The following is a 13,200-nucleotide window of genomic DNA, read 5'->3' as shown; positions in this document are numbered from 1 at the left end:
AACGCTGGCTTGGTGTGTTCGTCTAGAAACGATAGTCCACGGAAAGCGCCAGCACGTCCGCGGAGACTTCATAGGTGCCGGAGAGATTGCCGCGCCCGGCGTTGCCGCGATCCGCGGCGTCCTGATCGATATCCACGTCGTCGCCGAATACGTGCAGGTAGCCGCCGGTGATGCCGAGCTGCGGCGTCGCCTGATAGGTGGCGCCGATGGAGGCCCACTGGCGATCCGCGTCCGGGATGCGCGGGGTACGGTACTTGCTGCTGGGCACCGGGGATTCGTCCATGCCGAGACCCGCGCGCAGCAGCCACTGCCGGTTCAGGGCGTAGTTGGCACCCACGGAAAACGCCCAGCTGTCGTCCCAGTTCTCGTCGGTTTCACTGTTGGGGGTATTGTCATCGGCGAACTTCACTACCAGTTCGTCGAATTCGCTCCACTCGGTCCATTCCGCGTTGGCCATCAGGGCCAGACGGTCCGTCAGCTGGTGATAGACGCCGAGGTTGAGGTTCGCCGGGGTGGTCAATTCCGCGGTACCGCCGCCGTCGTTCAGTCGCCCCTGAGCATTGGCACCGGCCAGCACCGCCTGCCCGGTGGGGCTATCGGCGCTGAAGTCCACGTCCCCGTCCAGGGTCAGGTCGATCTTGGAACGATAGCTGACGCCCAGGCGAGTCTTGTCCGTGGCCTGGAACAGCGCACCCAGGGTATAGCCATAGCCCCAGTCGTCTCCGGTCACCTCCGCCTTGCCGTCGAACTGACCGATGGCCTGGGGCGGCAGCTGGCCCGCCTGAGCGCCGAGGGCACCGAGATCCACCGCGTTGGAGAGCGTAGCATCCGCGTACTGTGCCCGCAGCCCCACCGCCAGATTCAAGCGGTCGCTGGCGCGATAGTTCAGCGTTGGCTGGATATCCAAGGTCTTGAGCTCAGTCTCGATGGCGTGATAGCGGCCGATCCAGTCGTCGTCATACTCGGTGGCAAGCCCGTAAGGCGAGTAGATGGCCAGACCCAGGTCGAAGCGCTCATTGAGCTGGGTCTTGGCGGCGAAGCTGGGTACCCAGGCTTCCTCGCCGCCTTTTCGGGAGCCGCCGCCGGTGTAGGGAAACGGACCAAGCGGGGTCGCCGCCGAGGCCTGGGCATCCTGCAGTTCGAACTGGGCATCGATATAGGAGACGGCGCCGGCTACCTGATTGCCGTCTATATTACCGATGGCCGCCGGGTTGTGGGCCATGTAGCTGACGTCTTCCGCGCCGGCGGCGGCGCCGGAAAAGGCGTTGCCCAGCGCCTTGGCGCTTTGTTCGCGTACCTGAAAACCGGTGGCCATAGCCTGGCTGGAAACCAGCGCGGCGCTGGCCAGAGCAACCGCAACGCTCAACTTGTTGATCTTGTAATACATGGTCAGGTGTCCTTTTCAGGAGAAAGCTTGAAACAACGAGATGATCTGCCCGGAAGCCACTTGTTCCTGTTATCGATCCCCGGGAAGCAGCACGCTTTCCTTTGTGGCCCAAACCGGCGCCAGGTTCAAGAACAAACGCTCGTTTTAAACTGACTTTCGCTGATTCTTTAGTCTGAAGACTTCAAAATCTTGTTGGGTTTCATCGCTATTTCCAAAGTCTAGCCACTTTTATCGGCGTCAATTGCACGAACTCGTGTCAATCGACCCGCTTTTTTGACGGCTTCCCAACGTTGCGCCTTGACCCTTGTGTAGCACCTAGGTTTTACACTTAGGATCATTACACTGTCGGCGGAGAAACATAGCGCCATGAAAGTCAGCGAACTGGCCAGAACCGCCGGCGTTACCGCAGAGACGGTGCGCCATTACACTCGAGAAGGATTGCTTGCCCCCCGGCGCGACCCGGATAACGGCTATCAACTCTTCAACCAGCAGGATCTCGATCGCCTGAGATTTATCCAGCAGGCTCGTACCCTGGGGTTCCGCCTTCATGAAATCGGCGAGATTCTTGCCCATGCGGACCAAGGCGACTCCCCCTGTCCCTTGGTACGGGATCTACTGGCAAGTCGCCTGCCGCGAATTCACGCCCGCATCGCGGAGTTGCAGGCCCTGGCCGAGCGCATGGAGCAGGCCATGGCCGCCTGGGAGCACATGCCGGACGGCACCCCCAACGGCCACAGCCTTTGTCATCTGATCGAACGCTTTCCGGAGGAGCCATGAGCGCTGCCCAATCCCAATCACTCGAACGCTTCGTGCCCAGCATCAGTTGCCAGGGCTGCGTCAGCAAGATCCGCCGCACCCTGCAGGCGGAAGACGAAACCGCCGAGGTCACCGGCTATCCCGAGGAGAAGCGCGTCGAGATCGTCACCGATCTCACTAGCGAGCGGGTGGATGCGCTGCTCGAGGAAGCGGGGCACCCACCCCAGAAGAAAGACCGGACGCCCATCGCCGATGCGTCAAACCAAGAGACTTCCTTCGAGGCCAGCCCCAAGACCGAAACCGCCCCCCAGTTGGCCGGCGAGATAAGACAGCGGCTGTCCATCTCCGGCATGACCTGCGCCGGCTGCGTCAATACGGTGCAGAAGGCGCTGAATCGCGTCTCCGGCGTCTCTCATGCCCAGGTCAATTTCGGCAATCACACCGCCGAGGTGCGCGGCAACGTCAGTGCCGTCGAGTTGATCAAGGCAGTGGAAGACGTGGGTTACGGCGCAAGCCGCATCGAGGATCTGCGTCAGGCTCAGCAGACCAAGCAGGAACAGGACGAACGGGAATACAGGAAACGTATTCGCGGTAGCGCCCTAGCGCTGGGTCTGGGCGTACCACTGATGATTTCCATGTTCGTCTATCATCCGGCGCCGGAAGGTAGCGGCAGGCTCTTCTGGCTGGTGATCGGCGCCTTGAGCCTGGCGGTGCTGCTGGGGCCGGGCCGGCATTTCTTCGTCAGCGCCTGGAAGACCTTCAAGCATCACCAGGCCAACATGGATACCCTGATCGCCCTGGGCACCGGCACCGCTTGGCTCTACTCCATGGTGGTGGTGCTGTTTTCCGCCTGGCTGCCGGAAGCGGCTCGGGGCATCTATTTCGAGGCCTCGGCCATGGTCATCGGTCTGATCCTGTTCGGCCAGGCCATGGAACTGAAGGCCAGAGGCCGCACCAGCGACGCCCTCAAGCGCCTGCTGGATCTGCAAAGCAAGACCGCCCGAGTGATCCGCGACGGCACCGAGCGGGAAATCCCTATCGATGAGGTGCGTGAAGGCGATCATGTTCGCGTACGCCCGGGGGAACGACTTCCGGTGGATGGCGAGGTGACGGAAGGTTCGAGTCATATCGACGAATCCATGCTCACCGGGGAGCCGCATCCGGTCGGCAAGCAGGAAGGCAGTGAGGTCAGCGCGGGTACCGTCAACGGCCGCGGCGGTCTCGTCTACCGCGCCACTCGGGTCGGCGACGACACCCGACTCGGGCAGATCACCGAGCAGGTGGCCAGGGCACAGAATTCTCGCCCCCCCATCGGCCGACTGGCGGATCAGGTCTCGGCGATCTTCGTGCCCAGCGTGATGATCATCGCCGTGATCACCGCACTGATCTGGTTCAATTTCGGCCCGGCGCCGGTACTGATTCACATGCTGGTCACCGCCACGACGATACTGATCATCGCCTGCCCCTGCGCGCTGGGTCTCGCCACGCCGATCTCCACCATGATCGGGATAGGCAAGGCGGCGGAGCACGGGGTGCTGGTGCGAAGCGGCGAGGCACTGCAGACCGCAAGCAAGCTCACTACCCTGGTGGTGGACAAGACCGGCACGCTAACCGAGGGCAAACCCCGAGTGACCGAGGCGGACATTCTCGACGGCGAGCGTCGCGAGGTGCTGGGGCTGGTGGCCGCCCTGGAGCGCGGCTCCGAACATCCACTTGCCACGGCGCTGGTAAAATACGCCGAATCGGAAGATGCCGACACCGCGACTGTCGAGGCCTTCGAAAGTGTTACCGGACGCGGCGTTACTGCCAGAACTCCCGAGGGTAGGTTTCTGCGCATGGGTAACGCCAAGCTGTTGAGTGAAGCGGGAATTTCACTTAAGGCCGCTGGCGATATCGCCGGACGTCTGGAAAACCAGGCTCGTACCGTGATCTATCTGGCCATCGACGACCGGCTGACGGCGGTCTTCGGCGTCAGCGATCCGCTCAAGGCGGATACCCGAGCGGCGATCCAGCGCCTTCAGCAAGACGGCTTGAAGATCGTCATGCTGACCGGGGACAACCCCCATACCGCCGCGGCCATCGCCGAGGAAGTGGGCATCGACGATTACCGGGCGGAGCTGATGCCGGAGGACAAGCATGCGGAGATCGAGCGGCTTCAGGCTAACGGCGAAACCGTCGGCATGGTCGGCGACGGCATCAACGACGCCCCGGCGCTGGCCCGGGCGGATGTCGGCTTCGCCATCGGTCAGGGCACTGACGTGGCCATCGAGAGCGCCGGCATCACTCTGATGCGCGGTTCCTTGCACGGCATCGCCGATGCCATCGAACTGAGCCGGGCGACCCTCAGGAACATCAAGCAAAACCTGTGGGGCGCCTTCGGTTACAACACCCTGTGCATTCCCATCGCGGCAGGGATCCTGTACCCCTTTACCGGCGCCCTGCTATCGCCGGTGATCGCCGGGATCGCCATGTCGCTCTCCTCGGTGACCGTGGTCAGCAACGCCAACCGGCTGCGGCTGTTCAAGACCTCGTACCGTCCGGAGCCTGACACCAATGCTGAACAACCTCGGGAGGCTTTGTCATGACAAGCTGGCTGATCAATCTCGGTGGCCTGGCGCTGATCGCGCTGATTGCCTGGTGGTTTTGGGGGCACGCCTAGTGGGGGCCGCCTAGGTGGGCACGCCGGCAACCCCGAGGGCGGGCTGCCGGGAACGCAGACGAATCCGGCAGGTGCTGACTCAATTCGTCAGCGCACGAAATTCGTCCTTCGCTTCGGTCATCAGGCTGACCACGATGATGGCCAGGGTGGCAAGAATGAAGCCAGGAATGATCTCGTAGACCCCGGGACCACCCATGAAGCTGGCGTTCAGCCCTGCCCAGGTCCAGATCATCACCGTGGCGGCGCCAACCACCAGGCCCGCCACGGCACCGATCCCGGTCATCCGGGACCAGGTCAACGACAGGATGATCAGCGGACCGAACGCCGCGCCGAATCCCGCCCAGGCGTGGGAAACCAGCCCCAGTACGCTGGAGTTGGGATCCCGGGCGATGAAGGCCGCCACCAGCCCCACCGCCAGCACCGCCAGTCGGCTAACCGTCACTCTCGCCTTTTCACTGGCGTAACGGTTGATGAACAGCCGGTAGAAATCCTCGGTCAGCGATGAGGATGACACCAGAAGCTGGCTGGAGACCGTGCTCATGATCGCGGCGAGCAGCGCAGCGAACAGGAAACCCGTGACCAGCGGATGAAACAGCAGATCCGCCAGAACGATGAAGATCGTTTCGGGATCCGCGACGTCCAGCCCGTTGCGCATTGCATAGGCGCGTCCCAGGATGCCTACCCCGAGCGCGCCGATCAGCGAGATCGCCATCCAGCCCATGCCGATATTGCGAGCCGCCGGCACATCCTCGACACGGCGCACTGCCATGAATCGCACGATGATATGCGGCTGGCCGAAGTAACCCAGCCCCCAGGTGACCGCCGACAGGAAGCCGACCAGGGTCAACCCCTCGGTCAACGACAAGAAACTGCTGTCGATCGTCGCCAGCGTCTCCCGCGCCTGGTCGAATCCGCCGCCACCCGATCCGTAAAGCACGACGACAGGCATGATGACCAGCGCCAGCATCATGATGCAGCCCTGAACGAAATCGGTAAGGCTGACCGCCAGGAACCCACCTACCACCGTATAAGCCAACACAACGCCCAGGGTCAGCCAGACGCCGGTCTGATAGCCGCCATCGAAGGCGCTGGAAAACAGCTTGCCGCCGCCGACCAGCCCCGAGGCGGTATATACCGCGAAGAACACCACGATGATGATGGCTGAGATCACCCGCAGCAGCATCGCCTGTGTCGGAAATCGGCTCGCCAGAAAACCGGGGATGGTCAGGGCATTGTCGTAACGCTCGGTCTGCTCGCGCAGACGGGGCGCAACGATGATCCAGTTCAGCAGCGCGCCGACGAAAAGGCCGATACCGATCCATGCCTCGACCAGTCCTGCGGCAAAGAGCGCACCGGGTAGTCCCAGCAAGAGCCAGCCGCTCATATCCGAGGCCCCGGCGGACAGCGCGGCCACCGCGGGAGGTAGATTGCGCCCGGCAAGGATGTACTCCTCGGAACTCGAGGTCGATTTACGCCAGGCATAGATACCGATGGCCAGCATCAGCAGAAAATAGAGGATCAGACTGATCCAGACGCCAGTTGCCATGACAGCTTCCCTCCACAGGTTGTTTTCTTTTTCGTGAATCCGTCAGATAGCCAGCATGGGCGCAGCGATCCGTCCTGACAAGCCACTCCAAAAAATTGTCCCGGCTCCCTTGATTGGCGGCCACGCCACATCGACGCTGTCATGGAAACACGCCGCTGTATCTTGGGCCAGCGCCATGCTTGACGTTTTTCCAACGGGCCTGTTAGATTGCTAAGAAACAATATCCAGCCACGCTTGGCTGGTCGTATCTAGCCTGCCCGAACCTCGCTACCCGACCATGCAATCCAACCAACAAGAAAACTCGGTGACTGAGCATTCGAAGGGTTCTCAGACCAACACCCCTGCGCCGACACCACGCAAGATAGCCCGCCGTCGCTGGCTGCTGGGACTGGTGGCGATAGTTCTGCTGGCAGGTATCGCCTACGGCGCCTACTGGTTCTTCATCGCACGTTTCTACGTCACCACGGACGACGCCTACGTGCACGGCAATCGCATATCGCTGATGCCGCGGGTGCAAGGCATGGTAACCGGCATCAACGTGGACGATACGGATTACGTCACCCAGGGCCAGACCCTGGTCATCCTGGACGACAGCGATGCCCAGCTGGCGCTGGAGCGAGCCAAGGCGAATCTGGCACAGACTTTGCGCCAGGTGCAGGAGCGCTACGTGCAGCTCGAACAGCAGCGGGCGGTCATCGATCAGCGCGAGGCCACTTCCGCCCAGGCCGAGCGGGATTTCGAGCGGGCCCGCACTCTGTATGCCAAGCGCTCCGTGTCCCAGGAATACTATCAGCAGGCCCAGACCGAGCGGCGTAATACCCGGGCCGGCTTGCAGGCGGCTCGACATCAACTCGAGGCATTGCAGGCTCAGACCCAGGGCACGGACCCCGCTCACCATCCCCGGGTGATCGCCGCCAAACAACAATTGCGCCGCGCCTGGCTGGATCTGCAGCGTACCGAAATCGTCGCGCCGATCGATGGTCATATCGCCAAGCGCTCGGTGCAGATCGGTCAGCAGGTGTCGCCGGGTAGCCCGATGCTTTCTATCGTGCCTCTGGAGCAGGTGTGGGTAGAGGCCAACTTCAAGGAAACCGAACTGCCCCGGGTGCGTATCGGCCAGCCGGTAAGCATTCACGCGGACTTCTACGGGGACGAGGTGGAATACCACGGCAAGGTCCAAGGGCTTTCCGCCGGGACCGGCAGCGCCTTCGAGCTGTTGCCGCCGCAGAACGCCACCGGCAACTGGATCAAGGTAGTACAGCGCCTGCCGGTGCGGGTTACCCTCGATCCGAAACAGCTGGAAAAGCATCCTCTTCGCATCGGGCTATCGCTGACCGCCAGCGTCGACGTGCACGATCTGGAAGGTCCGGGTCTGGTGAACAAGGTCGACTCCGCGAGTCGCTACGCCACCCCGGTCTATCGTATCGATCCGGCGCCGGTAAACGCCATGATCGAAAGCATCGTCGCCGAGAATCTGTCCCCCGGCCTGACCAGCGCCGACGCCTCCCATGGCCAATGAGGCGAGCCTCGACACCCTGCCACCGCTGAGCGGAGGCCGACTGATCGGGGCCACCATCGTGCTGGCCCTGGCGGTGTTCATGAACGTGCTGGACGTTTCCATCGCCAACGTCTCGATTCCCACCATCGCCGGCGATCTGGCGGTCAGCGCCAGCCAGGGCACCTGGATCATCACCGTATTCGCGGTGTGCAACGCGGTCACCGTGCCGATTTCCGGCTGGCTGTCCCGGCGCTTCGGTCAGGTGCGGCTGTTCGTCTTCTGCACGCTCTTGTTCACGCTGTTTTCCTGGCTGTGCGGCTTCGCTTCGAATTTCGAACTGCTGCTGACCTTTCGCGGCCTGCAGGGCGCCGCCGCCGGGCCGATGATTCCCATTTCCCAGAGCCTGCTGCTGGCCTGCTACCCCCGGGAGAAGCGCGGCCTGGCCAACGGCATCTACGGCATGACCGCGGTGGTGGGTCCCATCGCCGGGCCGATTCTCGGCGGCTGGATCACCGACCATATCAACTGGTCCTGGATCTTCTATATCAACGTGCCGGTGGGGTTGATCGTCGCTCCCGCCTGCTGGCTGCTGCTCAAGGACCGGGAAACGCCGGTCCGCCGTGAAGGAGTGGATCTGGTGGGGCTGGTGCTGCTGATCATCGGCGTGGGCAGCCTGCAGGTAATGCTCGACCAAGGGGCGGAAAAGGCCTGGTTCCAGTCTGATTACATCATCACTCTCAGCGTCGTTGCGGCAATTTTCCTGTGCGTTCTCGTCATCTGGGAATGGACCGCGGAGCGCCCCATCATCGACATCCATCTGTTTCGGGATCGCAATTTCGCCGTGGGTACTATCCTCCTATGCCTGGGCTATATGGTGTTCTTCGGCGCCATCGTCATCCTGCCCCTGTGGCTGCAGACCGGCATGGGTTATACGGCGACCTGGGCGGGAATGGCGACCGCCTCCATGGGCATTCTAGGCGTAGTCGCCTCTCCTCTCGCGGGACGGCTGAGCGACAAGGTGGACGCTCGTTATCTGGTAACCTTCGGCTTCTTCGTCTTTGCCTCGGTATCCTTCTACAACAGCCACGCCAATCCCTTTATTACCTTCGAACAGATCTTCCTGCCCCGGCTACCTTGGGGTATCGGTACGGCGTTCTTCTTCATTCCCCTGATGGCCATCGCCTTCTCTCGGTTACCCACCTCGGAACTGGCGGGCGCTTCGGCGCTGCTCAACTTCCTGCGGCAGCTCTTTTTGGGTTTCGGCACTTCGTTTGCTACTACCCTGTGGGACGATCGTGCGACGTTCCACGATCACCGGCTCAACAGCCATCTCACCCCCTTCGATCCGGCCACGCATCAGTGGCTGCAGCGGCTGCAGGACCAGGGCCTGAGCCTCGAGCAGGCACAACGCCTGCTGGCCAACGAGGTCAGCCATCAGGCATTGATCATGAGCACGAACGATGTCTTCTACGTATCGGGCTGGATATTCGCCGCCCTGATGCTGGTGGTCTGGCTGGCCAAGTCCACTCAGGAGGAAAGCGCCGCCGCCACCGCTCAGGCGCATTGACCTGCTAGGCTGGCAAGACACGCTTGCAATCGGAGGAAGTGGCAATGCCGAGCCTGAATGGATTACTGGAAAGTTCGCTGTATACCACGAACATGGATCGCGCCCGGCGCTTTTTCGAGGAAGTGATGGACCTCGAGGCCTTCACCGCGGATCATCGCTTTACCGCCTACAACGCCGGCGGCACTAGCGTGCTGCTGCTTTTCCTCGAGGGCGCGACGGAGGAAACCGTGGTGCTGCCCGAAGATATGGGCACCATTCCGCCCCATGACGGCAGCGGCCGGGTGCATATGGCCTTCGCCATCGCCACGGAGGAGCTGGAACCTTGGGAAAAACGCCTTGCCGAGCACGGCGTCGAGATCGAAGGCCGCACCCACTGGCCAAAGGGCGGCGAGAGCCTCTACTTCCGCGACCCCGATGGCCATCTGCTGGAACTGGCCACCCCAGGGCTTTGGCCGAATTATTGAGCGGCTGGTATAGAACTAAAGTGCCTGAACGTGCTCGATCATCAGCTGCAAGGACTCCCGACCTCGCCAACGATTGCGGTTGAGCTTGAAGGCGCAGTGCAGCCGGGCGCCCAGGCCGAAGCTTGGCGCCTCCCCCGGCGCCAGAGCGCGAAACCAGATGGCGCGCAGAACGTTGGCCCCCGCCGCCAGCTCCAGCATCAGATGGGTGCCGTCGCCGCCGACTACCCGCAGGTTCTCCACCAGGAACTCGCCCTCGAACAGCGGCGGGTCGAATTCTCGGCCGAAAGGTTCCAGGGCCGCCAGCTCATCCAGGGTGGCAAGGGTCAACTGCTGCGGCGTCAGGCGCCCATCGGTGAACAGGCACGGATAAAGGTCCCGCTCGCCGAGCTGCTCCCCCACCGCCCGGAGCAGCGCCTGGTGAAACTCCTCGAAGCACTCCCAGGGCACGCCGATGCCCGCCGCGGCGCGATGGCCGCCGAAGCGCGGCAGCGCCTGGGGAGCGAGATCGTGGGCACGCTGCAGGGCGTCTCGCAGGTGCAAGCCCTCGATGGAGCGCCCGGAACCGGTGAGCATGCCGGCCTGGGCCGCCGGGGTCAGCACGAAGGTCGGGCGGCCGAAGGCCTGCACCAGCCGGGAGGCGACAATGCCCTGCACTCCGGCGTGGCCGTCCTCGAGTAGAATCACCAGCGCCGGAACGTTCTCTGCCAGCTGCTCCGCCGCCAGGATTTTCGCCTGCTCGGTCATGTCCAGCTCGATGGCCTTGCGGGACTGGTTATCCTGATCGAGCACTTCCAGATGCCGTCTTGCAGAGGCATCGTCCGCCGCCAGCATAAAATGCAGCGCCGCGTAAGGGTCGTCGAGCCGGGAGCGGGCGTTGATGCGCGGCCCCATCTGGAAGGCCAGGGTTTCGGCGCCGAAGGGCACACTGTCCTTGCCCAGCAGTTCCGCCATCACTCGCCAGCAGGCGGCGTCCATGCGGTTGATCAGCGTCAGGCCATGATTGACCACGGCGCGATTGGCGGCGCTGGCGCCCAAAGACACGCAATCCGCCACGGTGCCCAGGGCAACAAAAGAAAGCCAGGGAGAGAGCTTGGGAGTAGAAGCAGAAATCGCCCCCCACTCGATCAGCACGCTGCGCGAAAGCGACATCACCAGCCAGGCCACCATGCAGCCGGCGATGGTCGCGTCCGGATAGGCGCAGTCCTTGCGGGTCGGGTTAACCGTGGCGTAGGCAGAGGTCGGCGGCCCTTCGATGGGCAAAGCGTGATGATCCGTCACCACCACGTCGATGCCTTCCGCCTTGAGCCGGGCGATACGCGGCTCGTCCGAGGAGCCGCAGTCCGCGGTGATCACCAGGCTGGGGCGCGGTGAAAAAGACAGCGCACGCTCCACCAGCGGCAGGCTGATACCGTAGCCGTCGTTGATACGATGGCCGATCAGACTATGCAGCTTTTCCATCGGCACGCCAAACAGCTCGTTGAGGGTCCGCAGGATCACCACGTGGGAGGTGATGCCGTCCACGTCATAATCCGTGAGGATGCCGATATGCTCGCCCTCCACCACCGCCTGGGCGATGCGCTCCGCGGCCCGGCGGCCGTCCGCCAACTCTTCCGGATGGGCCAGGTAGCGCAGGCTCGGCGTCACCAGAGACGCCAGCTCGCCGTCGAATTCGCTCAGCCGGCCGGCGAGAATGCGCGCCTGCAGCTCGCTCAAGCCTTCCCGCTGGGCGCGAGCGTACAGGGCCTCGTCACGCGGGCGTGGCACCAGACGCGGTGCGCAGATCATTGCCACGCTGCCCTTAACCGCGCCGATGTTCGGCGACGAAACTCTGTACCGCCTTGAGCTCCGCCGGCAATACCTCGTAGCGCTCTTCTCGCTCCAACAGGTCGTCCATGTGCGGCGGCAGCGGCACCCCGGGGAAACCCGCCTTGACCACCGCTTCGGCGAACTTCGCGGGATGGGCGGTGGCGAGGGTTATCATCGGCGTGGCCGCGTCCGCCCGGGCACGCTCCGCAGCGCGATAGCCGGTGGCGGTATGCGGATCGAGCAGTTCCTTGGTGCGATGATGGGCCTCGCGAATCACCTCGAGAATCGTCGCGTCGTCGACGCTGTGGCTGGCGAACAGCTCACGCAGCCGAGCCAGGGGCGCTTCCGCCAGGGCGGTGGACTCCTGCTGGAAACGCTCGAGCAGTTCGCGTACCGCCTCCCCATCCTGTTCATAGGCATCGAACAAAAGGCGCTCGAAGTTCGAGGACACCACGATATCCATGGAGGGCGCCAGGGTCGCCTCCAGATCGCGCTTGGAAAAGTCGTTGTCGGAAAGCGTGCGGTGCAGGATGTCGTTGGCGTTGGTGGCGATGATGAACTGCTTGATCGGCAGCCCCATCTTGTAGGCCATGTAGCCCGCGAAGACGTTGCCGAAGTTGGCGGAGGGCACGCAGAAGCTGACCTGGCGATGCGGCGCGCCCAGGGCGACCCCGGCGGCCACGTAATAGACGATCTGGGCCATGATGCGTGCCCAGTTGATGGAGTTCACCGCGATCAGCCGGGTGCCCTGCAGGAAGCCTTGATCCGCGAAACTCGCCTTGACCATCGCCTGGGCGTCGTCGAAGTTGCCTTCGATGGCGATATTGAAGACGTTGTCCGCCAGCACCGAGGTCATCTGGCGACGCTGCACCTCGGAGACCCGGTTGTGTGGATGCAGGATGAAGATATCCAGGTTGTCGCAGTGGCGACAGCCTTCGATGGCGGCGGAGCCGGTATCCCCGGAGGTCGCCCCCATGATCACCGCCCGCTCGCCGCTGCGTTTCAGGAAGTGATCGAGGATACGGCCCAGCAGCTGCAGGGCCACGTCCTTGAAGGCAAGGGTCGGGCCGTGGAACAGTTCGAGCAGGAAGTGATTGGCGTCTAGCTGATTGAGGGGTACCACCGCGTCGTGGCTGAAGGTGGCGTAGGCGTCCCGGACGATCTCTCGAAAGGTGTCGTCGTCGATCTCGCCGCCCACGAAGGGCTTCATCACCCGAAAGGCGATCTCCGCATAGGAGAGCCCGGCCATGGCGGCCAGCTCTTCCCGGGAAAGCCGCGGTACGTTTTCCGGCACGTAGAGACCACCGTCGCTGGCCATGCCGGTCAGCACCACTTCCTCGAAATTCAGCGCGGGCGCCTGCCCGCGAGTACTGATATAGCGCATTGTCTGATCCTTTCGCCGTTCTTAGCGGCTATTCCTGGTATAGGAAACGCGGAGACGCTGTAAACCCATCCTTGGGAGCTCGGCTTTTTCATCCCTGAAAAAGACGCTCCGCTTATTCCTATCCCAGGCGCCG

At 63.0% G+C, this 13,200-nt stretch carries 9 protein-coding genes; 5 read left to right on the top strand and 4 right to left on the bottom strand.

Annotation, left to right across the window (positions count from 1 at the left end):
• Positions 1 to 22: 22 nt before the first annotated feature.
• Positions 23 to 1,387, bottom strand: a complete 1,365-nt coding sequence (locus tag FGL86_RS07790; RefSeq protein WP_147184040.1) for an OmpP1/FadL family transporter — start codon at positions 1,385 to 1,387, stop codon at positions 23 to 25.
• Positions 1,388 to 1,753: 366 nt separating this feature from the next.
• Between FGL86_RS07790 and FGL86_RS07785 the strand changes: the two genes are divergently transcribed.
• Both FGL86_RS07785 and FGL86_RS07780 read left to right on the top strand, forming a co-directional pair.
• Positions 1,754 to 2,164, top strand: a complete 411-nt coding sequence (locus FGL86_RS07785) for a MerR family transcriptional regulator (RefSeq protein WP_147184039.1) — start codon at positions 1,754 to 1,756, stop codon at positions 2,162 to 2,164.
• Positions 2,161 to 4,728 carry a heavy metal translocating P-type ATPase gene (locus FGL86_RS07780; RefSeq protein WP_147184038.1) on the top strand — a complete coding sequence of 856 codons (2,568 nt, stop codon included), beginning with the start codon at positions 2,161 to 2,163 and terminating at the stop codon, positions 4,726 to 4,728. Before FGL86_RS07785 ends, FGL86_RS07780 begins: the two co-directional genes overlap by 4 nt.
• Before the next feature lie 153 nt (positions 4,729 to 4,881).
• On the opposite strand, the gene putP is transcribed toward FGL86_RS07780, so the two are convergent.
• Positions 4,882 to 6,348: a sodium/proline symporter PutP gene (gene putP / locus FGL86_RS07775; RefSeq protein WP_147184037.1), complete on the bottom strand. Its 1,467-nt coding sequence runs from the start codon at positions 6,346 to 6,348 to the stop codon at positions 4,882 to 4,884.
• 304 nt (positions 6,349 to 6,652) lie between these two features.
• On the opposite strand from putP, the gene FGL86_RS07770 reads away from it, so the two are divergent.
• Genes FGL86_RS07770 through FGL86_RS07760 form a run of 3 tightly spaced genes read left to right on the top strand, consistent with a single transcriptional unit; the run spans position 6,653 to position 9,877 of the window.
• Entirely contained in the window at positions 6,653 to 7,867 is a 1,215-nt protein-coding gene (locus tag FGL86_RS07770) for an HlyD/EmrA/EmrK family protein (protein WP_246131765.1), read from the top strand.
• Positions 7,857 to 9,413: a DHA2 family efflux MFS transporter permease subunit gene (locus FGL86_RS07765; protein WP_147184035.1), complete on the top strand. Its 1,557-nt coding sequence runs from the start codon at positions 7,857 to 7,859 to the stop codon at positions 9,411 to 9,413. Before FGL86_RS07770 ends, FGL86_RS07765 begins: the two co-directional genes overlap by 11 nt.
• A 44-nt stretch (positions 9,414 to 9,457) precedes the next feature.
• Positions 9,458 to 9,877: a VOC family protein gene (locus FGL86_RS07760; RefSeq protein ID WP_147184034.1), complete on the top strand. Its 420-nt coding sequence runs from the start codon at positions 9,458 to 9,460 to the stop codon at positions 9,875 to 9,877.
• Positions 9,878 to 9,892: 15 nt separating this feature from the next.
• Here the strand turns inward: FGL86_RS07760 and FGL86_RS07755 are convergent, their stop codons facing one another.
• Positions 9,893 to 11,662 carry a single-stranded-DNA-specific exonuclease RecJ gene (locus FGL86_RS07755; protein ID WP_147184033.1) on the bottom strand — a complete coding sequence of 590 codons (1,770 nt, stop codon included), beginning with the start codon at positions 11,660 to 11,662 and terminating at the stop codon, positions 9,893 to 9,895.
• Positions 11,663 to 11,675: 13 nt separating this feature from the next.
• Entirely contained in the window at positions 11,676 to 13,067 is a 1,392-nt protein-coding gene (gene thrC, locus FGL86_RS07750; protein ID WP_147184032.1) for a threonine synthase, read from the bottom strand.
• Positions 13,068 to 13,200 lie beyond the last annotated feature (133 nt).

This window comes from Pistricoccus aurantiacus, from assembly GCF_007954585.1.
Lineage (GTDB): Bacteria > Pseudomonadota > Gammaproteobacteria > Pseudomonadales > Halomonadaceae > Pistricoccus > Pistricoccus aurantiacus.
This window is presented reverse-complemented; position numbering and strand designations above follow the sequence as displayed.

Coding starts and splice junctions, on each gene's coding strand:
- FGL86_RS07790 (WP_147184040.1), bottom strand. CDS start 1,387: ATGTATTACAAGATCAACAAGTTGAGCGTTGCGGTTGCTCTGGCCAGC.
- FGL86_RS07785 (WP_147184039.1), top strand. CDS start 1,754: ATGAAAGTCAGCGAACTGGCCAGAACCGCCGGCGTTACCGCAGAGACG.
- FGL86_RS07780 (WP_147184038.1), top strand. CDS start 2,161: ATGAGCGCTGCCCAATCCCAATCACTCGAACGCTTCGTGCCCAGCATC.
- putP (WP_147184037.1), bottom strand. CDS start 6,348: ATGGCAACTGGCGTCTGGATCAGTCTGATCCTCTATTTTCTGCTGATG.
- FGL86_RS07765 (WP_147184035.1), top strand. CDS start 7,857: ATGGCCAATGAGGCGAGCCTCGACACCCTGCCACCGCTGAGCGGAGGC.
- FGL86_RS07760 (WP_147184034.1), top strand. CDS start 9,458: ATGCCGAGCCTGAATGGATTACTGGAAAGTTCGCTGTATACCACGAAC.
- FGL86_RS07755 (WP_147184033.1), bottom strand. CDS start 11,662: ATGATCTGCGCACCGCGTCTGGTGCCACGCCCGCGTGACGAGGCCCTG.
- thrC (WP_147184032.1), bottom strand. CDS start 13,067: ATGCGCTATATCAGTACTCGCGGGCAGGCGCCCGCGCTGAATTTCGAG.